Origin of the sequence: Sagittula marina, assembly GCF_014196795.1 — a bacterium.
Taxonomy (GTDB): domain Bacteria; phylum Pseudomonadota; class Alphaproteobacteria; order Rhodobacterales; family Rhodobacteraceae; genus Sagittula; species Sagittula marina.
Map to the genome: position 1 here is coordinate 227,387 of NZ_JACIEJ010000007.1, position 21,727 is coordinate 249,113.

Below are 21,727 nucleotides of genomic sequence, written 5' to 3' on the forward strand. Positions count from 1 at the left end.
AAAAGAGGACGAACAAGATATGTTGGAAATTAAAAACCTGCACGTGAAGCTGCAAGAAGAGGACAAGCAGATCCTCAAAGGTGTGGATCTGACCGTCGAAGCCGGCAAGGTGCATGCGATCATGGGGCCCAACGGGTCAGGCAAATCGACCCTGTCCTACGTTCTGTCGGGCCGTGATGGCTACGAGGTCACGGATGGCTCCGCCACGCTGATGGGCGAGGACATCCTTGACATGGAAGTCGAAGATCGCGCCGCGGCCGGCCTGTTCCTTGCGTTCCAGTACCCGGTGGAAATCCCCGGCGTCGGCAACATGACGTTCCTGCGCACCGCGGTAAACGCACAGCGCAAGGCGCGCGGTGAGGACGAGATGTCCGCAGCCGAGTTCCTGAAAGTGATCCGCGAGAAGGCCAAGAGCCTGCAGATCGACGCCGAGATGCTGAAGCGCCCCGTGAACGTCGGCTTCTCCGGTGGTGAGAAAAAGCGCAACGAAATCCTGCAGATGGCCATGCTTGAGCCGAAGATGTGCATCCTCGACGAGACCGACTCCGGTCTGGATGTGGACGCGATGAAGCTGGTGTCCGAGGGAGTGAACGCGCTGCGCAACGAAGGCCGGTCCTTCCTTGTCATCACGCACTACCAGCGCTTGCTGGACCACATCAAACCTGACGTCGTTCACATCATGGCCAATGGCCGTATCATCAAGACAGGCGGACCGGAGCTGGCGCTTGAAGTTGAACATAACGGGTATGCCGACCTGATGGCAGAGGAGGCGTAAATGTCCCTTCCCAAGGTAAAACAGGATGCAACCGACGCGCGGTTGAGCGCGCTTACGCTGCCGGCCGGCGGCTGGGCGGACCCCGCGCGCAAGGACGCGCTGTCTCGCGTTCAGGCCATGGGCCTGCCCAATGCGCGCGATGAATACTGGAAGTACACGCGGCCCGATACGCTGGTCTCTGCCGAGGTTCAGGACGCGCCTGCGATCGAGGCCCATGAGGCCCCGATCTTTGGCGAGCGTGACCGGCTTCAGGTGGTGTTCGTCGATGGCGTGTTTGATGCAGAGGCCTCTGACGATCTGGCGATGGAAGGCGTGACCATCGAACGTCTCGCCGACGCGCCGGACATTCACTGGGCCAAGGACGTCTACGGCGTGTTGGAAACCCGTGGCCAGACGCCGGTGCATCGCCCCCTGGCGGCGCTCAACACGGCCTTTGCCACCGATGGCCTGCTGATCCACGTCACGGGCAAAGCGCCCAAGCCGATCCACATCAACTACGTGCACAAGGGCGCGCAAAGCGATGCGATCCTGCACCACGTGGTCAAGGTCGAAAGCGATTGTCAGCTGACAATTCTGGAAAACGGACCGGCAGCGGCGCGCTTTAACAAGGTGATCGAGGCGGACATCGCGGACACTGGCACGCTGCATCACGTGCGCGCGCAGGGTCGCGACCACGACCGTCGCGCCGTGACGCATATCTTTGCGCGTCTCGGCTCGGAAAGCACGTTCAAGACCTTTACCCTGACGGTGAACGGTGTGCTGACGCGCAACGAGGCCGTTGTCGAGTTCACGGGCGACGATGCCAAGGCGCACATCGCGGGCGCGTGTCTGGGGGATGGGTCGTTCCATCACGATGACACCGTGTTCGTCACCCATGACGCGGTGAATTGCGAAAGCCGTCAGGTGTTCAAGAAAGTCTTGCGCAACGGTGCGGTCGGTGTGTTCCAGGGTAAGATCCTTGTGAAACCGGACGCGCAGAAAACCGACGGCTACCAGATCTCGCAAAGCCTGCTGCTGGACGAAGACAGCCAGTTCCTCGCCAAACCTGAGCTGGAAATCTATGCCGATGACGTGGCGTGTTCGCACGGCTCGACATCCGGCGCGATTGATGAGGACAGCCTGTTCTATCTGCGGGCGCGTGGCGTGCCGCGCGGTCTGGCAGAGGACATGATGACCGTGGCCTTCATCGCCGAAGCGGTGCAGGAAATCGACGACGAGAGCCTGCAAGACGAGCTGAACGAGCGTGTCACCGCTTGGTTGGCACGGCGGCGCACCTGAGCTTTGGCGGTCTCTTCTGACATCGCGGCCATGTATCGGTGTCCGGCGGAGGTGATCCGCCGGAAGCTGTCTCTTGACGAAAGCGAACCGCGCGCGCTGGCCTATCTGATGGCGGCCTGCGCGTTCATGTTTGTGGCGCAGTTGCCGTCGGTGTCGCGGCGCGTATCTCTGGCTGATCCTGACCGCTGGGCCGGCGACCCCGGCGCTTACCAGCAGGCGCTGCAACCGGCGCTGGGTGGGGCACTGCTGGCGACCATGATCTTTTGGCCGCTGATCCTGTATGCCCTTGCGGCGCTGGGGCAGATGATCCTGCGCGTGCTGAGGCAGCGCGTCTCTGGCTACGAGATGCGGATCGCGCTGTTCTGGGGCCTGCTGTCGGCCGCGCCCATTGCGTTGTTGGCGGGGCTGACGGCGGGCTTCGTCGGGCAGGGGATAGAACTGACGGTGGTTGGGGTCTTGTGGTTGCTTGCTGTTATGTGGTTCGTGGCCACCGGAGTGCGCGTCGCGCGGCGGCAACGGATCGAGGAAACGGTATGACGGCTCAGGGCTTTCTGAAACTGGCGATTGAAAGCATCGGCAGCCCGCGGGATGTGGCGCGTCTGTTGCTGTCCGCCAACATCAGCCGTGAGGCGGTCTGGACGGCCTTTGCCCTGGTGGTGGCGATGAATGCCTTTGTCTACGGGCTGGGGTTGGTGGTTGCGCCACCTGTGGGCGCGCTTCCTGTCTTTCTGGCGCAGCCCATCGGGTACGCCGTGGTCGAATGTGTGTCACTGGCCGGGATGATCGTGTCGATCACGCTGGTCGGGCACATGATGGGCGGGGCGGGGCGTTTGACTGACGTGGCGCTGTTGCTGGTCTGGGTGCAGGCGCTGAACATTCTGGTGCAGCTGGCGTCCACCGTGCTCATGCTGGCGATCCCGCCGCTTGCGGGCATCGTGGGGGTCATCGCCATCGCGATCGGCTTTTGGATATTGTTGAATTTTATCGACGAAGCACATGGCTTGGGCAACATGCTCAAGTCATTCTTTGTCTTCGTGCTGGCGCTGTTTGCGCTTGGCATCGTGTTGTCCGTGGCGCTGACAATGGCCGGGATGACACCGGAAGGGATGATGGGCAATGTATGACGTGAACGAAGTCCGGAAGGACTTCCCGATCTTGTCGCGTGAGGTGAACGGCAAGCCGCTGGTCTACCTGGACAATGGCGCGTCGGCACAGAAACCGCAGGTGGTGATTGACGCCGTGACACGCGGCTATGCCGAGGAATATGCCAACGTTCACAGGGGCCTGCACTATCTGTCGAACCTTGCGACCGACAAGTACGAAGGCGTGCGCGGCACCATCGCGCGCTTCCTTGGTGCGACGTCGGAAGACGAGATCGTGTACACCACCGGCACGACCATGGGGATCAACCTGGTGGCCTATGGCTGGGCGATGCCGCGGATGGAGGCGGGCGACGAGATCGTCCTGTCCGTCATGGAGCACCATGCCAATATCGTGCCTTGGCACTTTCTGCGGGAACGTCAGGGCGTTGTGATCAAGTGGGTCGATGTGGATTCCACCGGCGCGCTTGACCCGCAAAAGGTCATTGACGCCATCGGCCCCAAGACAAAGCTCGTCGCCGTCACCCAGGTGTCGAATGTTCTGGGCACCGTCGTCGACGTCAAAGCGATCTGTGCGGGCGCGCGCGCCAAGGGCGTGCCGGTTCTGGTGGACGGCTCTCAGGCCTCCGTGCACATGCCGGTGAACGTCGAGGAGATCGGCTGCGATTTCTATGCGATCACGGGCCACAAGCTGTATGGTCCGTCGGCCTCCGGCGCGATCTGGATCAAGTCCGACCGGATGAAGGAAATGCGTCCTTTCCTAGGTGGGGGCGACATGATCCGCGAGGTTCACAAGGACGAGATCACCTACAACGATCCGCCGATGAAGTTCGAGGCCGGCACGCCCGGTATCGTGCAGCAGATCGGCCTTGGCGTCGCGCTGGAGTACATGATGGATCTGGGGATGGAGAACATTTCTGCCCACGAGGCCATGCTGCGCGATTACACGGTGAGCAAGCTGGGCGGGCTGAACTGGATCTCGACCCAGGGCACAACCGCAGACAAGGCGGCGATCTTTTCGTTCACGATGGAAGGGGCGGCGCATGCGCATGACATCTCGACCATCCTTGACAAAAAGGGCGTGGCGGTGCGTGCGGGGCATCACTGCGCCGGGCCGCTGATGGATCATCTGGGCGTATCGGCCACCTGCCGCGCGTCCTTTGGCTTGTACAACACGACCGAGGAGGTCGACGCGCTGGTCGACGCGCTGGAGCTGGCGCACGATCTCTTCGGTTAATCCGCAGGCATCTGCCTGTTCTTTTTGCGACCCCAAGGTGTCGTTTCTAGCCATGTGCGCGTGAGTGCGCTACTCAATTGGCATCGAGACACACCTTGGGGGACCACATGACAGTTTTGGAAACGGCCGATCAGGTCTCGGAGATCGCTTTCGGCTTCATGGGGTCGAAGGCGTTGTTCGCGGCGCTCGAAGTCGGCGTTTTCACCGAATTGTCGAAGGGCCCGGCCACGGCGGCCGAGCTTGCCAGCCGCACACCCGTCGATACGGACCGGGCAGAGACGCTGCTGACCGCTTTGGTGGGGCTTGGTCTGGTGACGCGTAAGGGGGAGACCTACGCAAATGCCCCCGCAGCGGAGGCGTTTCTGGTCAAGGGCGCGAAGTATGATTTCGGCGATTACCTGCGTTTGCAGGTGGGGCGGCAGATGTACGGGCTGCTGGATCAGATCGACCGCGCCCTGATGGACACGCTGCCAGAAGGCGCGACGGCCTCTTACGCCGACTGGTTTTCCGACCCGGAGCAGGCGAAGCTCTATTCGGAATCGCAGCACGCCGGATCGCTCGGCCCGGCGCGGCAGTTGATCCGTAAGGTCGACCTGTCCGGGGCGCGCAGGATGCTGGATGTGGGCGGCGGCACGGGGGCGTTCGCGATCACGCTTTGCGGCGCCAATCCCAGCCTCAGCGCCACCATCGTGGATTTCCCCAATGTGGCGGTGTTGGGGCGGAAACATGTGGCAGATGCGGGCCTGTCGGACCGGATCGCCTATATCGAGGGCAATGCGCTGGAGGCCGACTGGCCCGGCAATCAGGACGTGATCCTCATGTCCTACCTGTTTTCCGGTGTGCCGGGCGATGTCCACACGGGGCTGTTGAGACGAGCTTATGAGACGCTTGCGCCCGGCGGGCGGTTGCTGATTCATGACTTCGTGGTGGAGGCTGACCGCAGCGGGCCGAAACTTGCGGCGCTTTGGCAGTTGCAGCATACGGCTTTCACGCCAAAGGCGCGTTCGCTGGATACGGGCTGGCTGACGGGGGCCCTTGCGAAAGCCGGGTTCGAGGCCGTCGAGATCGGAGAAATGATCCCGGAGATGACGATGCTTGCAGTGGGCTGCAAAGCTGTTTGATGCGCGTCGTGGGAGAAGAAACGCACTTGCAGCCGCGCTTCGGGCGCGGTAGATGCGTCCTCAGGCACCCGTAGCTCAGCTGGATAGAGCGCTGCCCTCCGAAGGCAGAGGCCATAGGTTCGAATCCTATCGGGTGCACCATTTGCAAACTAAACTTGTGCCAGAAACCCGCTAACGTCTGCGAAAAAGCAAGCGATAGCGTGCGCGACACGATGCCAAGAACGACATCAGAAGCGTTTTTTTTGAATTAAATTCAAGGTTTTGGTGTTTGCTTCAGCCGGCGAATAATTTCGCCTTTGCCGACTTCTTTTATGCTGATTTGAGAGCCGGAGTGAGCGGCCCTGACGACAACAGGGCCTAGCCGGTGAAGGGTGAATGTCCGGGTGGAAACGCTTTTATGGATGGAGCCTTCGACAGCGGAGAGCGGGTTTGCGTGAGATTTGAACAGGTGTGACCGGGACGGTTGTCGGTAAGTGATGCGCCAAAGGCCAACCCTTGAGCCCTCTAGAGCGCAGGCCAAGCGCGGCTGTCAAGAACAATAGGGTGGTGGCGGGCTCTTCATGCGCAGGGCCGATTCTGCCAGACGACTAAATACTCCGCCTTTTTGCCAAGTTCGCGAGGGTCGCCATTGATCGCGCGTAGGCGGCTGGACGATCCGCAGGCTGAAGCGACTGTTACACCGTCAAAACGACGCCACCGTCATGAGCGCGCGGCGACTAAATTATTGAATAACAATATCTTTATTGCGGGTTGTGGGGCGCGCTTGTGGGTCGCGTCTTGGCGTGTCACATAGTCGGCAAAGCCCGATGACAGGAGGCAAGGCAGATGGCCGATCCAACTCAACCCAGATTGCAAGAGATCGAACGTGAACGCGCCGCCATGTTCCGCGGGCCTTGGATTGCAAAGATGGCGCGCGGCGAGCTGTCGCTGGGAGAAACCTTCTGGGGCGGTTTCCTTGGGATGCAGTTGATCCTCATGCCGCTGTGGCTGGTGCTTGTTGCCTTCTTGCCCGCGTTCGTTCCTTCTGTTGGCTGGGCGACGCGGCTTGCGTTTTTCGTCTTGCAGGCCGTCTGGACGGCTGTTGTCACGCAAGCCGTTTTGCGCGTGGCCCCAAAATCCTACCAGGCTGGCGGCTGGCGCTGGGGCGCAATGATCCTGTCCGTGGTGATCCTGCTGCAGGTGCTCGTTTTGCTCGGAATGTGGTTGACCGGCGCACTCTGACCCTTGTCTTGCGGAGGGGCGCGCTAGGTTCCCCAGCGACATGACAGGAGGCCACATGACCACTTCCCCCACAATTCTTTGGGTGCGCCGCGATTTGCGACTGTCCGATCATGCGGCGCTTACGGCGGCGGTGTCGCGTGGCGGGCCGGTGATCCCGGTCTTCATTCGTGACGGTCTTGTGGACGAGCTGGGAGCGGCGCCGAAATGGCGGCTGGGGCTGGGGCTGGAGGGCTACGGGGAGGCGTTGACGGAGGCCGGGAGCCGCTTGATTCTGCGGTCCGGTCCGGCGCGCGAGGTGCTCGAGGAACTGGTCGAGCAGACGGGCGCGGGCGCGGTGTATTGGATGCGCGCCTATGATCCCGACAGCGTGGACCGCGATACCCGCGTCAAGGAGGCGCTGAAGGCGAAAAATGTCGAGGCCGAAAGCTACACCGGACATGTGATGTTTGAACCCTGGACGGTCGAGACGAAACAAGGCGGCTTTTACAAGGTTTACACGCCGTTTTGGAAATCGGTTGAAACCCGTGAGGTGCCGGAACCGCTCAGCCGCCCGTCTTCGATCCCGGCGCCGGACAATTGGCCGCAAAGCGATCATCTGGACGACTGGCACCTTGGGGCCGCAATGCGGCGCGGTGCAGAGGTTGTCCGACCTTACGTGCAATTGGGTGAGCAGGCCGCGCAGACCCGTTTGGGGGTTTTCATGCGCGACAAGGTGGCGGACTACAATGAGGCGCGGGATCGCGTGGCCGTTGACGGCACCTCGGCCATGTCAGAAAACTTGTCACTGGGCGAGATCAGCCCCGCACAGTGCTGGCACGCGGGATTGCGGGCACGCGACGCAGGCAAGGACGGGGCAGGGACCTTTCTCAAGGAACTGGTGTGGCGCGAGTTTGCCTATCATCTGATGTGGCACACGCCGCGCCTCCTGACGGAAAACTGGCGGCCTGAATGGGATGCCTTCCCATGGAACGAGGACGAGCGCCTCAAGGAGGTAAAGGCTTGGAAACAAGGCCGCACCGGTATTCCTTTCGTCGATGCCGGGATGCGGGAACTCTACGTAACCGGGCGGATGCACAATCGCGTGCGCATGATCGTGGCGAGCTATCTGACCAAGCATTTGATGTGCCACTGGAGCATCGGTCAAAAATGGTTCGAGGACTGTCTGATTGATTGGGATCCGGCCTCCAACGCCTTGGGCTGGCAATGGTCTGCGGGATCAGGCCCGGATGCGACGCCCTATTTTCGCGTCTTCAACCCCGTCACCCAATGCCAGAAATTCGATCCGAAACGTGCATACATTGATCGGTGGATCGCCGAAGAGCACGAGGCGCCGACCGACACCGCGCTGAGCTATTTCGACGCGATCCCCGAAAGCTGGCCCCTGTCGCCGGACGACAGCTATCCGGAGCCGATTGTCGATGTGAAAGAAGGCCGCCAAAAAGCGCTCGACGCCTACCAGAACCGCGACTTCTGACGCGCTGGCGGCGCCTTTGCTTTTCATATGCTCAAAATCGCGGCCGCAGGCCGCGCGGGTCGCCCCGGCAGTGCCGGGGGGAAACACCTTAGCGGGAGACGCCGGCCATTGCATTCATGGCCACCCAACCGCTGCGCCCATTGCCGAAATTCATCATGCACACAGGTTTGTCGTCATCGCAGGTCTGGATGAAGCCCCCTTCGCCCGGAAGCAGTTGCCCGGTCGACGTCGTCCGGTCCGACCCGTCATAAATTGCGATCGCATCGTCACCCATATTGAAATAGGCGATATTGCGCGGCAGATCGCGGCGCCAGTTCTGCGTCTTTGGCGCGGCTTGCTCAATGGGGGCCGGCGCGGAAAGGGTCGGCGTGCCGGACAGGGTGATCGGGCCACCGCTGGAAACAGTCCGATTCTGTGGCTGGGTCAGAGGTGCCACCGCTTTATTAACTTGTCCGCAGCCTGCCACGGTCGCAGCCGCGAGGCATATGCTAAAAATCTGTCGTTTCACGACTGTCTACTCCTGTACGGCATCGCCCGAGCCTCGTTAAGATATTGATCCGCTCGCGCGGGCCAGGCGTATAATTCTTAATAAAACACAAACTTGCCGGAATTCCCAAGCCCGAAGGCTTGCCGGTTTTCCAGACCAACATAAACTTCGTTGAAATAAATGAAAATCGAAAGCTGCACATGCACCTGACCTCACTTCAAGACCAGACCAACTTGCCGCGGTATTTCGCGCAGGTCTTTCAGATGGCCCAGAACATGGAGCGCGGCCGTCTTGACATCGTGTTGCCGGACGGCCGCATGTTTCGCGCCGACGGGGCCGCGCCGGGTCCGGTGGCAGAGGTGCATCTGCACAGCGACGATATTTTTGCCCGGCTGATCCGCGAGGGGGAGCTTGGGTTTTGCGAGGCCTACATGGATCAGGGCTGGACGACGCCGGATCTGATGGCCTTTCTGGACTTGGTGCATGCCAATGAGGACAGCCTGTTCGATGGCTTTCCTGGTCAGAAACTGTTGCAGATGTGGGAAAAGTTCCGCTTCTGGATGCAGCGGAATTCCAAGCGTCAGGCGCGGCGCAACATTTCCCACCACTACGATCTTGGGAATGATTTCTACAGCCTGTGGCTGGATGAAACCATGACGTACAGTTCCGCCCTGTTCGAGACCGGGCAGGAAAGCACCGAAAAGGCGCAAATCGCCAAATATGCCTCCATGGTGGATCAAATGGGCGCGAAACCCGGCGACCACGTCTTGGAAATCGGCTGCGGTTGGGGCGGGTTTGCGGAATACGCCGCCAAAGAGCGCGGTTTGCGTGTCACCGGCCTGACGATTTCCAAGGAACAACTGGTCTACGCGCAGCAGCGGATGCAGCGCGCCGGGCTGTCCGATATGGTTGAATTAAAGTTGCAGGATTATCGTGACGAGCGCGGTCAATACGACGGTATCGCGAGCATCGAGATGTTCGAGGCGGTGGGCGAAAAATACTGGCCGGTCTACTTTGACACGGTGCGGGACCGCCTGAAGCCCGGTGCCAACGCGACGTTGCAGATCATCACTGTGCAGCACAAGCGCTACGAAATCTACCGGCGCGGCGTTGATTTCATTCAGAAATACATCTTTCCGGGTGGCATGTTGCCTAGCCCCGAGGTGCTGCGCCTCGAAGTTGAGAAGGCCGGGCTGCAGGTGGTGCGGTCGCTCGAATTCGGCGAAAGCTACAGTCAGACTTTGCGCCGCTGGAACGAGAGCTTCAACGAGCGGTGGGACGAAATTGCGCAGATGGGATTCGATGATCGCTTTCGCAGGATGTGGAATTTCTATCTCTCCTCTTGCGCGGCGACATTTCACAGCGGTAATTGTGACGTGACCCAGATCACGATGCAAAGGCCCGTTTGATCCATGCCCACAGCCGCAAAACTTGTCGCAGCGATTTGTCTGGCTGTGGTGGCATGGTTTGCGTCTGAGGCAGTGAAACCCCTGTTTCCCGAGGGGCAGGACTTCGGGAACTTCAATTACTGGAACACGGCCATTGGGCTTCTTTGCGGCTGGGTGATCCTAGGGTCGCGGGCCGGGCGCGGCTTTTCCGCCGGTATTTCCAATGGAGCCACAGCCGTTGTGTCGATGACTTTGGTTGCTCTTTTCGTCTATGCCACGGACGAGATGATCAACCGTGCATTTCGCAGATTTTACGATGACCCGTTCGAAGCGGTGGTGGCGATCGCTGAAATGGCGTTGGAATTTGGGGTCAAGATCTTTGACGGGCAGGTCGTTGTCACGCTTCTGGTGGGGGGCATCCTGAGCGGTATTCTTACGGAAATCGCGGCGAAGCGCTGGAGATAGTTTTGAACAGCCTGTTTTGTTTCGGCACTTTGCGCGATGCGGCGCTGCGCGCGATTGTTCTTGGCCGAGACGTGCCTGTCAGTGATGCGTCCCTGTCAGGTCACGAGGTGATTGAAATCAACGGGCAGCCGTGGCCGGCCATGCGCGTCGGTCCGGGGACGGCCCGGGGTGTTTTACTTCAAGGGCTGACGGCGAACGATCATGCGCGGCTGGATTTCTACACGTCCGGGTTTGACTTTGACGCCCGTCCAGTGACGGTTCAGACTGAAACAGGCCCGGTTGAGACCCATGCCTATTTTCCTGCGGGGCAGGCGACGGAGGCGGCGCTCTGGTCGCTGGAGGCATGGCAAGCCTCCTGGGGGGAGGTCAGCCGGATCGCCGCAGGCGAGGTCATGGCGCGCTTTGGCAAACCCGGTGGGGAGAGCGCGGCCACCCTGTTGCCGTTCTTTCGCAACCGCGCCTGGTCTCAGGTGATCGCCCGCAAGGAACCGCCGCGCGAGCTGCGCACCACAATGTCGATGAAAGAAGATGTGGAGGTGCTGGAGACGCTCGACGGCTATGACGGGTTCTTTCGCCTGCAGCCGTTTCGTCTGCGATATCGTCGGTTTGACGGCTCTTGGGGCGACGAATTGCGGCGTGAGTGTTTCGTGGCCTACGACGTGGCGCTGGTGCTGCCCTATGATCCCCAGACCGACAAACTATTGTTGACGGAACAGTTGCGCTTTGGGCCAATCCATCGCGGCGATCCTGCCCCTTGGGTGCTGGAGCCGGTGGCGGGCATGATCGACGCGGGCGAAAGCCCGGAGGAGGCGGCCCGGCGCGAAACGGTGGAAGAGGCCGGGCTGGACCTGGAGGCGCTTTTGCCGATCTCTGCCGGATATGCCTCGCCCGGATACAGCACCGAATTTTACCACACGTTCATCGGCTTGTGTGACCTGTCCGAGCGGGAGGCGCAGTCCATGGCCGGCCTCGACGCGGAGCATGAGGACATCCGCAACCATGTCTTGAGCTTCGATGCGGCGTTGCATCTGATCGAGACCGGGGAGATCAACGCTCTGCCCTTGCAGATGATGATCTTTGCGCTGGGGGCGCGGCGCGCAGAGCTGCGAAAGAAATAGTATTGGTTTTGGGGAATGTGATGCGGGACGCCTGTTGGCGCGGCATTATCTGACGCAGAACCGGCGTCCCTGAGGCGGGCCAAAGCCAAAACGCAAGAACGTGCCCAGCCGGGTCTGGGGCATGGCGCGGCTCTTGAGTTCCCAAGGGCGCAGCCCTACACCTGTCAGCAACACGTTGATAAAGGATCGCAGCACATGCGCATTGCAGCCGACCTCGCCCAGGCCGTTGGGAACACCCCGCTGATCAAGCTGAAGAACGCATCCGAAGAGACAGGCTGCGAGATCCTCGGCAAGGCAGAGTTCATGAATCCGGGTCAGTCGGTCAAGGATCGGGCCGCGCTGTACATCATCAAGGACGCCATCGAAAAGGGCCAGCTGAAGCCCGGCGGCACCATTGTTGAGGGCACCGCCGGGAACACCGGTATCGGTCTGGCACTGGTGGGCGCGTCCATGGGGTTCAAGACGGTGATCGTCATGCCCGAGACGCAGAGCCAGGAAAAGAAGGACATGCTGCGTCTTGCCGGGGCGGAGTTGGTGCTTGTTCCGGCCGCGCCGTACAGCAACCCCAATAACTATGTGCGCTATTCCGGCCGTCTGGCCGAAGAGTTGGCGCAAACCACGCCAGAGGGGGTGATCTGGGCAAACCAGTTCGACAATGTGGCGAACCGTCTGGCGCATATCGAGACCACCGGCCCTGAAATCTGGGAGCAGACCGACGGCAAGGTCAACGGCTTTGTCTGCGCGGTCGGGTCCGGCGGGACGCTGGCGGGTGTTGGCATGGCGTTGCAGCCCAAGGGCGTGAAGATTGGCCTGGCCGATCCTGAAGGCGCGGGTCTGTACAAGATCTACACCGGCGAGGAAAACCCCGGCAACTCCATCACCGAAGGCATCGGGCAGGGACGTATCACGGCCAACCTCGAAGGGTTCACACCGGATTATTGCTGGCGTGTCTCCGACGCGGAGGCACTGCCGGTGGTCTACGACATGTTGCAGGACGAGGGCCTGTGCCTTGGCGGATCGTCGGGCGTGAACGTGGCCGGTGCGATCCGGATGGCCAAGGAAATGGGACCGGGCCATACCATCGTCACCATTCTGTGCGATTATGGCACACGCTACCAGTCCAAGCTGTTCAACCCTGATTTCCTGAAAGAAAAAGGCCTGCCAACGCCGCCTTGGCTGACGCGGGCCCCGGCCTCCATCCCTGGCGTATTCGAGGACGCATGACACGTATGGCTCGGTTGCTGAGCGCGCTGCTGCTTGCGGCGTCGTTTGTCGTGGGCGGGGGTTTTGCCCCCGCCTCGGCGCAGGATGTCACGCAACCCACCTACAGCGAATGGGAACTGCGGGCGCGCGCCGATGAGGTGAAGCTGGATCTGGGCACCGCATCGGTCACGGAGCTGGAGCGCATTCGCGAACGCATGGTGAATTGGCGGTCGCAATTCCTAGATGCGCAAACCACCAACGAGGCACGGATTTCCACAGTGCGGGCGCAGATCGACGCCTTGGGCGCGGCCCCGGCTGAGGGCGAAGAGGAACCGGAGGACATTGCGTCGCGGCGCAGCGCTTTGAATGCGCAGCTGGCGGATTTGCGTGCCCCCGGTCTGCGCGCCGAGGAGGCCTACACACGCGCCGACGGCATCATCCGCGAGATCGACACGATCATCCGTGACCGTCAGGCAAGCGAACTGCTGGAGCTTGGCCCAAGTCCGCTGAACCCGGTCAACTGGCCCGCTGCCGTGACTGGTTTGGTGGGCTCTGCCGTCGCGACATGGGGCGAGGTCAAGGCGAATGTCACCTCGCCCTCCTACCAGATGGAGGCACGGCGCAATCTGCCATTGATCCTTCTGCTTCTGGCGATTGGCGGCATGTTGATCGTGCGCGGCAAGACATGGGCGACCATGGGGGTCGACCGTCTGCGTGGCAACACGCGCCGTGGCACGGGGGTGTTCCGATTTCTCGTCTCTCTGGGTGAAATCCTGCTGCCTTATGCTGGCATCTACGCCCTGATCGAAGCCATTTCGGCCACCGGTTTCAGCGGCACGCGCTGGGAGTTTTTACTCAACCAGCTTCCGATCTGGGCGGCATTGCTGCTTGGCACGCGTTGGCTGGCAAATCAGACTTTTCATGAAATCGGTGACCGCAGCACGGTTCAGCTGAATGATCGAGCCAGGTGGGAAGGGCGGCGGCTGGCGAATGCGCTGGCGTGGCTGTACGTCGTGCGCGCGGTCGTGGAAGCGCAGGGAAACCTCGACGATTACAGCTCCGCCACAACCGCTGTGGTTGAGTTTCCGTTGCTGGTCTTGTCCGCCCTGGCGCTGTTCCGGCTGTGTCGTGTCATCAGCAAGGAAAGCAACGGAGAGGTTCCGGAAGGCGAAGACCGCAGTGTCTTTCGCGCCCGTCTCATGCGTTTGCTGGGCCGCGCGGGCATGGTCGTCGCGGTTGTCGGCGTATTGATGGCATCGGTGGGGTATCAGCGGTTCGGCGAGACATCGATCTATCCGTTTGTCGCTACCTTGGGCCTTGCGGCCTTTGTCATGGTGTTGCAGCGCTTCATCTTTGATTTGAACGACCTGATTTCAGACCGTTTTGGCACTGAAGGCGACGGATTGATCCCGGTTCTTGCGGCCTTCATCCTCAGCGCGGTGGCGCTGCCGTTTCTTGCGCTGATCTGGGGGGCCCGGACGGCGGACCTGTCCGAGGTCTGGACGCGGTTCCGCGAGGGGTTCGTCTTTGGTGACACGCGGGTTTCGCCCACCGACTTTCTGGTCGTCATCATTGTTTTCGTCATAGGCTACATGCTGACGCGGCTGTTGCAGGGGGCGTTGAAATCCTCGGTTCTGCCCAAGACGAAGATCGACAAGGGCGGCCAGACGGCAATCACATCCGGCATTGGCTATGTGGGGATCTTCCTTGCAGCGATCATTGCCATCACCTCTGGCGGGCTTGACCTGTCGTCGCTGGCCATTGTCGCTGGTGCGCTGTCCGTTGGTATTGGTTTCGGCCTGCAAACCATCGTGTCGAACTTTGTCTCCGGCATCATCTTGTTGGTGGAGCGCCCGATTTCCGAAGGGGACTGGATCGAAGTCAACGGCACCCATGGCATCGTCAAGGATATCTCGGTGCGCTCCACGCGGATCGAGACCTTTGATATGTTCGACATGATCGTGCCGAACGCCGACCTGATTTCCGGCACTGTCTCGAACTACACTCGCGGCAATATGCTGGGGCGGATCGTGATCCCGGTCGGTGTCGCCTATGGCTGCGACACGCGCAAGGTGCAGCAGCTGCTGTTGACCATTGTCCGGCGCCACGAGGACGTGTTGATGAACCCGGAACCGGGTGTGGATTTTATCGGATTTGGTGCGGATTCGCTCGATTTCCAGATCCGCGCGGTGCTGTACGATGTGACGATGGGCTTGGATGTCCGGACAGAGATCCGCCACCAGATCACCGAGACCTTCAAGAAGGAAGGCATCGAGATTCCCTTCTCGCAACGCGATGTCTGGCTGCGCAATCCGGATGCGCTGTCGCCAAAGCCCGCAAAACCTTTGCCCGAGGCGAAGGCGGAAAAGCCGACCAAGGACACGCCATTGCCAGACGCCGAGGACAAGCCCAAGCGCGTTCCCGGTGGCGGGCTCGATCTGCCTGAGGGGCGCGGTGATGGCGAGACGAGTGGCGATGGAGGAATAGACAAATGACAAATGGGCGTTTTCTTTACCATGAGGATGCTTACCTGCGGGAAGCACCGGGACGTGTCACCGCCCATACGCCTGAGGGCGGTGTGATCGTTGACCCGCCGCTGTTTTATCCAAAAGGGGGCGGCCAGCCCGGCGACAGCGGCTGGATCGAATGGGACGGCAAGAGCATGCCCGTTGCCACTGCCGTCAAGGCAGAGGATCGGCTGGCGTCGGTTCTTGTGCCGTCTGAGCCCATGGGCTTGCCCCCTGTCGGGGCGCATGTGTTGCAGGTGCTCGACTGGGATCGTCGGCATCGACACATGCGGGTTCACACCGCGCTGCATTTGCTGAGCGTGATCATTGCGCTGCCGGTAACTGGGGGGCAGATCGCGGCACAGGGCGGTCGGTTGGATTTCCTCATGCCGGAGCCGCCTACGGACCGGGAGGGTATCGAAGATGCGCTGAACGCGCTGGTGGATCGTGATCTGGAGGTCAGCGAAGGCTGGATCGCCGAAGAAGAACTGGATGCGCGTCCCGAGCTGGTGAAAACCATGTCCGTCAAGCCGCCGCGCGGTATGGGCAAGGTGCGCCTGGTCCGGATTGGCACCGGAACAGAGCAGGTTGATCTACAGCCCTGTGGCGGGACGCATGTGGCGCGCACCGGCGAGATCGGGACTCTGACCCTTGGCAAGATCGAGAACAAGGGCAAGCAGAACCGGCGCGTGAATATCTCGTTGAGCTAAACGCTGTCAGGGCGCGGGTTGATTGCTCGCGCCTCGGCCCAGCGGGGGCGTTCGCGGGTCAGCGCTTTTTCAGCGGGACGCCGTATAATTCCATGCGGTGCCCGGTCAGGCGATAGCCCAGCTTTTGGGCGATGCGCTCCTGCAAGGCTTCGATGTCGGGGTCGACGAATTCGATGACTTCGCCGGTAGCAAGGTCGATGAGATGATCGTGGTGTTCACGTTCTGCATCTTCGTAGCGGGCGCGACCGTCCCCGAAGTCCACCTTTTCGAGAATACCGCTTTCTTCGAGCAGCTTCACCGTCCGGTAGACGGTGGCAATGGAGATCCGGGAATCGCGGGCGGCGGCGCGGGCGTGCAGCTCCTCCACATCAGGATGATCGGACGCGCTTTCCAGCACCTCGGCGATGGTGCGCCGCTGCTCCGTCATGCGCAGGCCCTTGGCAGCGCAGCGTTCAGTGATTGTCTCGGTCATGATCTGGGGCCGCATCGTGTCGTCGTGGCCTCACTTGTAGGCAATGAGGCCGCTGAGGCCAAGGGGCAGCGGCGCGCGGGCGAAGTGATTGACGCGGCACTCTCCAGCGTGTCCTTGGGCTTATGAAACGCAAGGATTCTCTGGACCTCAATGGGGTCGTTGGTTTGGTTGGCTTTGCCGTTGTGCTGGCTTTCAACCAAGTGGTTATCAAGTTGATGAACGGCGGCTTCGGCCCGGTGTTCGGCGCGGGGGTACGGTCGCTGTTGGCGCTTGTCGTGCTGGGGCTGTGGATCGCCTTTGGCCGTGGGCGGATGGGGGCGCTGCGGGCGACTCTTTGGCCGGGGTTGCTGCTGGGCCTGTTGTTTACGTTTGAGTTTATCTTTGTGTTCACCGCGATGGATATGACGTCCGTGTCGCGGGCGTCCATCACGTTTTATTCGATGCCGATCTGGCTGGCGATTGTGGCGCATTTTGCCTTGCCGGGAGAGCAGTTGTCGCGCCGGCGTGCCCTCGGTCTTGGGTTGGCGATGCTGGGCGTGGGCTGGGCGCTGGCGGATCCGCACAGCCGTGCAGAGGGGGACTTGCGCGGGGATCTTCTGGCGCTGTTCGGCAGTTGGTGCTGGGCGGGCATCGCTTTGACGGTGCGGCTGACGCGGGTGTCAGAATTGCCCGCCTCCGGTCAATTGATCTGGCAGCTTGGGGTGTCGGCGGTGATGCTTCTTGCGCTAGCGCCCTTGATGGGGCCGCTGTGGCGTGATCCGGGGCTGCTGGAATGGTCGGCGATGGGCTACGGCGTTCTGACGGCCAGCATTGGCTTCACGTTCTGGCTGTGGCTTATGACCATCTACCCGGCCTCGGACATCGCGTCCTTCAGCTTTTTGACGCCGGTGCTGGCGGTGCTGTTTGGATGGCTGGTCTTTGGCGAGCCGGTCGGGGTGCAATTCGGTCTGGCGCTGCTTTTGGTGGCGGTCGGCATCGTGCTTATCAACAAGCGCCGACGCTGACCGCCTGTCCAGATCAGGTGCCGCAAAAGGTGGCGGCAACTTCTTCGTCGGGGGCAGGGGCGCGTTTAAGCCATTCGTTGTCGGCGCTGGTCTCGTAGGGGTGCGCCAATGCCGCGTGCAAGCGATGGAATGGGGCATCGTCACCGTTGGTCGCGGATTGAATCGCGGCCTCGATCTGGTGGTTGCGCGGAATGACACGTGGGTTGACCGCGGCCATCGTGACCTGAGGGGCGTCTTCCTCTGTCAGCCGGGTCTGCCAGTCGGCATGCCAAAGGTCGTAGGCGTCGCGGTCGGCGATCTGGTCGCGGGCGGTGCCGTCGGTGAGCGCAGCAAAGGTATTGGTGAAGTCCGAGCCGCCTTTGTGCATCATCTCCAGCAGGCGACCAATCAGCGCTCCGTCTGTTTCACGCGGTGCCGCGATGCCGATCTTGGCCGAAAAACGGCTCAGCCATTCGCGGCGCAACAGCTCTGGCATGTCTTCGATCATGGCCTGAAAACTTTCGATGGCGGCGGCCTCATCGGGCATCAGCGGGATCAGGGCGGAGGCCAGCTGCGCCATGTTCCAGACAATGATGTCGGCCTGCGCGGCGTAGGCATAGCGCCCCTGACGGTCGATGGAGGAATACACCCGGCGCGGGTCATAGGCATCCATGAAAGCGCAAGGCCCATAGTCGATGGTTTCACCGGACAGGGTGCAGTTGTCGGTGTTCATCACCCCGTGGATAAAGCCCACCGACATCCATTGCGTCACCAGTTTGGCCTGCTTCGCAATGGTCGCGCGCAGCAGGTCAGCGGGGGTTTCGGCGTCAGGCGCATGGCGTGCACAGGTGTGGTCGAACAAGGTGCGCAGGCTGTCTATGTCGTCACGTGCCGCGAAATACTGAAAGCTGCCGACGCGGATATGGCTGGAGGCCACGCGGGTCAGCACGGCGCCCGGGAGCGGGCGGTCGCGGATGATCTCTTCTCCGGTGCGAACGGCCGCCAGCGCTCGGGAGGTGGGGATGCCGAGGGCGTGCATCGCCTCGGACACAAGATACTCGCGGATGACAGGACCGAGCCAGGCGCGGCCGTCGCCTCGACGGGAGAAAGGGGTGCGACCGGAGCCTTTGAGCTGGATGTCAAAGCGGCCTTGCGGAGTTGCGACCTCTCCCAGAAGATGGGCGCGCCCGTCACCGAGTTGGGGCGAGAAACCACCGAACTGGTGGCCGGCGTAGACCTGCGCGATGGGCTCCGCCCCTTTGGGCAGCGTATGTCCGGAGAAGAGGCGCGCCAGCGTGGCGTCATCCTCCGAGCCTGTGATGCCGAGGTCGCTCGCCAGCGCGTGATTGAACGCGATCAGTGTCGGGGCCTCTGCGGGGGAGGGGTTCAGGCGGGCGAACAACGGACCCTCAAGGCGGGCGAAGCTGTTGTCGAAGGGAATGTGCAAGGTCATAGGCTGAATATAGGGCGTGGTGCGGGTGCGTGACAGAGGGGCGGTTGCGGTTTTCGCATAAGGCGCACTGTGCCGGTCTTGCTGCATTTCACAGGGACTGCTCGACGAGGCGTGGATCGAAGCGCGCTTTGTAACCGCTCAGAGCACCCGAGACATAAAGATGTAGCGGTCACGCGGCTTGAACCGGGCACGGGCGTAGAACTCTTTGGCGCGCTCGTCGTCGCGGTCCACTTCGAGATGGAGCGCGCGCACGCCCGCGTCCTTGAGGGCTTTGGCAATGCCATCGATGGCATCATGGCCCATGCCCCGCCCGCGCACGGCGGAACGAATGTACAGCTCATCCACGATAGCATCCAGGCCGCCATATTCAACGGACCAGCCAAAGGTGATCGCGATGTACCCCACCGGCGCACGTCGCAGTCCGATCAGCCAGATCGCCCCATGCGGAGAGCCGTCCAGCAGAGGGGCGATGGCACCCTCCTGATGTTCGGCGTTGGTGTCATACCCCATTTCTGCGTGAAACCCGGCGATGAGCGGCAGCAGCTTGGACAGGTCGTCCTGGGTGGCGAGATGGAGCGATTTCATCCGATGTGCTTTCTCAGAGACGTCCCAGACGGTCGGTGAGCAGGTCGAAAAATTGGTCAGCCTCCAGATCACCGATGAAATTGGCGTTGGGCGGACGATCCGTGACGCCCCACCAGTCAGCGACGGTCATGCCCATGGTCAGGGGCGACTGCGTTTCGATCTCGACATTGATGTGACGGCCAGAGAACATATGCGGCGCAAGCAGATAGCCAATGACGCAAGGGTCGTGCAGCGGGGCCCCTTCGGAGCCGTATTTCGCAATGTCGAAGCGTTCAAAGAAATCGGTCATCTGCGCCACAGCGGTGCCGACGGGGGAGTTCAGCGCACGAAAAGCGTCGTTTCGCTGCTTTGTCACCAGTGCTTTATGCGTGACGTCCAACGGCAAGACTGTGATAGGCGCACCACATTTGAAGACGATCTCGGCAGCATGGGGGTCAACGAAGATATTGAATTCGGCGGTCGGGGTGATGTTGCCGACCTCGAAATAGGCCCCCCCCATCAGAACGATTTCCGCGATCCGGGGCGCGATATCGGGTGCCTTTTGAAGGGCCGTGGCGATGTTGGTCAGCGGACCCAGCGGGCAAAGCGTGACGCTGCCTTCCGGCTCATTGCGCAGGGTGTCGATCAGGAAATCGACGGCGTGCTGATCTTCGACCGGCATGGTGGGATCGGGCAGCACTGGGCCATCCAGACCGGTTTTGCCGTGTACGTGTTCGGCCGTCACAAGCTCGTTGGCGAGGGGACGGTCGCAGCCGGCAAAGATGCGGGTCTGCGGCTTGCCTGCCAACTCACAAATGATGCGGGCGTTGCGCGTGGTCAGATCGAGCGGCACGTTGCCGGCGACGGTGGTGATGCCGATCACGTCGAGGTCTTCGGGGGAGGCAAGGGCCAGCAATATGGCGACGGCGTCGTCTTGCCCCGGGTCGGTGTCGATGATGATCTTGCGGGGCTGTGTCATGGTCGTGTCTCCTGTTGGCGAGGTGGTGCCACGGGGAGAGGGCCTGCGCAAGCCGGTGTGGGAGATCGGGCGGGTCGTCGCCGGTCTCCAACGTCTGCGCTTTCAAGCGTTAAACGGACGTGTAGCGGTGCCCCATGTCACGCGGAGCAGCTGGCGCCGCCGAGAACGCAGAATTTCGCGCAATGCGGATGATTGAGCGGGACCGCACCTTCGGCGTCGGCCAGGGTTTCGCCCAGCTCGAACTGCGCATCGTAGGGCAGGAGGGTGCAGGCCAGCACTGCGGGTTTCTCTGCGCCACGACGCTTGACCACCATTCGGGAGGAGGAGCACATGACCGATGTCGGCTGCTTGTCGAGAATGCCCCAGCAGGCGGTGGTGATTTCCGGCACTTCGACGGTTTCGTCCATTTCGGGAAACAGCACACAGATGCCGGGATCCTGGGCGTCGATGTCGAAGCCTTCGGCCTTGAACAAGGCGGCGTAGCCTTCTCGGGCGTCGAGGTCGGTTTCGTGCCAAAGGCTGCGCCCCGCCACGGCCATGCGGACGCCCGCGTCTCGCAGCCAGCGCATGCCGTGAAGGGTCTTTTCGTACGCACCTGCCCCGCGCTCCGCATCGTGGCAGGCCGGGTCATGGTGATCGAGCGAAATACGCAATGTCAGCTTGTCGCCGAAGTCCGCCTGCAGAGCGGTCAGACCGTCCAGCACGCGCTGCCGCATCATCGGCCGCATGGCATTGGTGAGGATCAACACCTCGTACCCACGCGAGAGGCTGGCGCGGGCGATCTCGATCATCTGCGGGTTCATGAAAGGCTCGCCGCCGGTGAAGGCGATTTCGCGCACGCCCCACTTTCGATCTTCCAGTTGGTCGAGGTAGTCTTCGACCTCGGACTTGGTGATGTAGACCAACCGGTCGTTTTCGGGGGAGCTTTCGATATAACAGTTGGCGCAGGTGATATTACACAGCGTTCCGGTATTGAACCAAAGGGTCTGCGGGTCGCTCAGCGCCACATGAGCGCGGTCCTGACCGTCGGCGGTGACCTTCGGGTTCTGAAACTTTCCGGCGTTGGCGGTATCTTTCATGCCTGTCTCCCTGCTGCCGTTTCTAGCTAGGGCACCTAGGACAAAGGGGCCAGCCCCAAGAATTTTCCCCACGCCATTGTGAAGCGTGACATCGCTGTTAGACTTCCCCGCAA

At 61.5% G+C, this 21,727-nt stretch carries 21 protein-coding genes and 1 tRNA gene; 16 read left to right on the forward strand and 6 right to left on the reverse strand.

The features are described from left to right. Nucleotides 1-19 precede the first annotated feature (19 nt). The 9 genes from sufC (at nucleotide 20) to GGQ68_RS15040 (ending at nucleotide 8,206) form a co-directional block, all read left to right on the forward strand. On the forward strand, nucleotides 20-775 hold the full coding sequence (sufC, locus tag GGQ68_RS15000) for a Fe-S cluster assembly ATPase SufC (protein WP_183967384.1): 756 nt from the start codon (nucleotides 20-22) through the stop codon (nucleotides 773-775). Next, on the forward strand, nucleotides 776-2,053 hold the full coding sequence (locus GGQ68_RS15005) for a SufB/SufD family protein (protein ID WP_183967386.1): 1,278 nt from the start codon (nucleotides 776-778) through the stop codon (nucleotides 2,051-2,053). 3 nt (nucleotides 2,054-2,056) lie between these two features. After that, nucleotides 2,057-2,590: a YIP1 family protein gene (locus GGQ68_RS15010; protein WP_183967388.1), complete on the forward strand. Its 534-nt coding sequence runs from the start codon at nucleotides 2,057-2,059 to the stop codon at nucleotides 2,588-2,590. Further along, nucleotides 2,587-3,177, forward strand: coding sequence for a YIP1 family protein (locus GGQ68_RS15015; protein ID WP_183967390.1), 591 nt, complete (start codon nucleotides 2,587-2,589; stop codon nucleotides 3,175-3,177). Before GGQ68_RS15010 ends, GGQ68_RS15015 begins: the two co-directional genes overlap by 4 nt. Then, a complete protein-coding gene (locus GGQ68_RS15020; protein ID WP_183967392.1) occupies nucleotides 3,170-4,390 on the forward strand; it encodes a cysteine desulfurase in 1,221 nt (406 codons plus the stop codon). Before GGQ68_RS15015 ends, GGQ68_RS15020 begins: the two co-directional genes overlap by 8 nt. 107 nt (nucleotides 4,391-4,497) lie before the next feature. Next, on the forward strand, nucleotides 4,498-5,511 hold the full coding sequence (locus GGQ68_RS15025; protein WP_183967394.1) for a methyltransferase: 1,014 nt from the start codon (nucleotides 4,498-4,500) through the stop codon (nucleotides 5,509-5,511). Between the two features lie 64 nt (nucleotides 5,512-5,575). After that, a tRNA-Arg gene (locus GGQ68_RS15030) sits at nucleotides 5,576-5,652 on the forward strand. Between the two features lie 684 nt (nucleotides 5,653-6,336). Continuing rightward, a complete protein-coding gene (locus GGQ68_RS15035) occupies nucleotides 6,337-6,732 on the forward strand; it encodes a hypothetical protein (RefSeq protein ID WP_183967396.1) in 396 nt (131 codons plus the stop codon). Nucleotides 6,733-6,787: 55 nt separating this feature from the next. Further along, nucleotides 6,788-8,206: a cryptochrome/photolyase family protein gene (locus tag GGQ68_RS15040; RefSeq protein ID WP_183967397.1), complete on the forward strand. Its 1,419-nt coding sequence runs from the start codon at nucleotides 6,788-6,790 to the stop codon at nucleotides 8,204-8,206. Nucleotides 8,207-8,294: 88 nt separating this feature from the next. On the opposite strand, the gene GGQ68_RS15045 is transcribed toward GGQ68_RS15040, so the two are convergent. Beyond that, nucleotides 8,295-8,714 carry a hypothetical protein gene (locus GGQ68_RS15045; RefSeq protein ID WP_183967398.1) on the reverse strand — a complete coding sequence of 140 codons (420 nt, stop codon included), beginning with the start codon at nucleotides 8,712-8,714 and terminating at the stop codon, nucleotides 8,295-8,297. Between the two features lie 179 nt (nucleotides 8,715-8,893). Between GGQ68_RS15045 and GGQ68_RS15050 the strand changes: the two genes are divergently transcribed. The 6 genes from GGQ68_RS15050 (at nucleotide 8,894) to GGQ68_RS15075 (ending at nucleotide 16,084) form a co-directional block, all read left to right on the forward strand. Then, nucleotides 8,894-10,102, forward strand: coding sequence for an SAM-dependent methyltransferase (locus tag GGQ68_RS15050; RefSeq protein ID WP_183967399.1), 1,209 nt, complete (start codon nucleotides 8,894-8,896; stop codon nucleotides 10,100-10,102). A 3-nt stretch (nucleotides 10,103-10,105) separates the two neighbouring features. Next, the gene (locus GGQ68_RS15055; protein ID WP_183967400.1) at nucleotides 10,106-10,546 is read left to right on the forward strand and encodes a TrgA family protein; all 441 of its coding nucleotides are present in this window, start codon (nucleotides 10,106-10,108) and stop codon (nucleotides 10,544-10,546) included. Nucleotides 10,547-10,548: 2 nt separating this feature from the next. Then, nucleotides 10,549-11,664 carry an NUDIX domain-containing protein gene (locus tag GGQ68_RS15060; RefSeq protein ID WP_183967401.1) on the forward strand — a complete coding sequence of 372 codons (1,116 nt, stop codon included), beginning with the start codon at nucleotides 10,549-10,551 and terminating at the stop codon, nucleotides 11,662-11,664. A 195-nt stretch (nucleotides 11,665-11,859) separates the two neighbouring features. Continuing rightward, the gene (locus tag GGQ68_RS15065) at nucleotides 11,860-12,888 is read left to right on the forward strand and encodes a cysteine synthase A (RefSeq protein ID WP_183967402.1); all 1,029 of its coding nucleotides are present in this window, start codon (nucleotides 11,860-11,862) and stop codon (nucleotides 12,886-12,888) included. Then, entirely contained in the window at nucleotides 12,885-15,362 is a 2,478-nt protein-coding gene (locus tag GGQ68_RS15070) for a DUF3772 domain-containing protein (protein ID WP_183967404.1), read from the forward strand. Before GGQ68_RS15065 ends, GGQ68_RS15070 begins: the two co-directional genes overlap by 4 nt. Then, entirely contained in the window at nucleotides 15,359-16,084 is a 726-nt protein-coding gene (locus GGQ68_RS15075) for an alanyl-tRNA editing protein (protein WP_183967406.1), read from the forward strand. The genes GGQ68_RS15070 and GGQ68_RS15075 overlap by 4 nt, the downstream gene beginning before the upstream one ends. 58 nt (nucleotides 16,085-16,142) lie before the next feature. Here GGQ68_RS15075 and GGQ68_RS15080 read toward each other — a convergent pair whose 3' ends face one another. Further along, on the reverse strand, nucleotides 16,143-16,556 hold the full coding sequence (locus GGQ68_RS15080; RefSeq protein WP_183967408.1) for a Fur family transcriptional regulator: 414 nt from the start codon (nucleotides 16,554-16,556) through the stop codon (nucleotides 16,143-16,145). Between the two features lie 122 nt (nucleotides 16,557-16,678). Here GGQ68_RS15080 and GGQ68_RS15085 point away from each other — a divergent pair, with 122 nt between their 5' ends. Then, on the forward strand, nucleotides 16,679-17,560 hold the full coding sequence (locus tag GGQ68_RS15085; RefSeq protein WP_183967410.1) for a DMT family transporter: 882 nt from the start codon (nucleotides 16,679-16,681) through the stop codon (nucleotides 17,558-17,560). Between the two features lie 13 nt (nucleotides 17,561-17,573). On the opposite strand, the gene GGQ68_RS15090 is transcribed toward GGQ68_RS15085, so the two are convergent. From GGQ68_RS15090 to GGQ68_RS15105, 4 genes are all read right to left on the reverse strand, one after another. Beyond that, on the reverse strand, nucleotides 17,574-18,992 hold the full coding sequence (locus GGQ68_RS15090; RefSeq protein WP_183967530.1) for a protein adenylyltransferase SelO: 1,419 nt from the start codon (nucleotides 18,990-18,992) through the stop codon (nucleotides 17,574-17,576). Nucleotides 18,993-19,130: 138 nt separating this feature from the next. After that, a complete protein-coding gene (locus tag GGQ68_RS15095) occupies nucleotides 19,131-19,577 on the reverse strand; it encodes a GNAT family N-acetyltransferase (RefSeq protein WP_183967412.1) in 447 nt (148 codons plus the stop codon). 13 nt (nucleotides 19,578-19,590) lie between these two features. Next, nucleotides 19,591-20,535, reverse strand: coding sequence for a nucleoside hydrolase (locus GGQ68_RS15100; protein ID WP_183967414.1), 945 nt, complete (start codon nucleotides 20,533-20,535; stop codon nucleotides 19,591-19,593). A gap of 137 nt (nucleotides 20,536-20,672) precedes the next feature. Continuing rightward, entirely contained in the window at nucleotides 20,673-21,614 is a 942-nt protein-coding gene (locus tag GGQ68_RS15105) for a radical SAM protein (protein ID WP_183967416.1), read from the reverse strand. Between the last annotated feature and the right edge of the window lie 113 nt (nucleotides 21,615-21,727).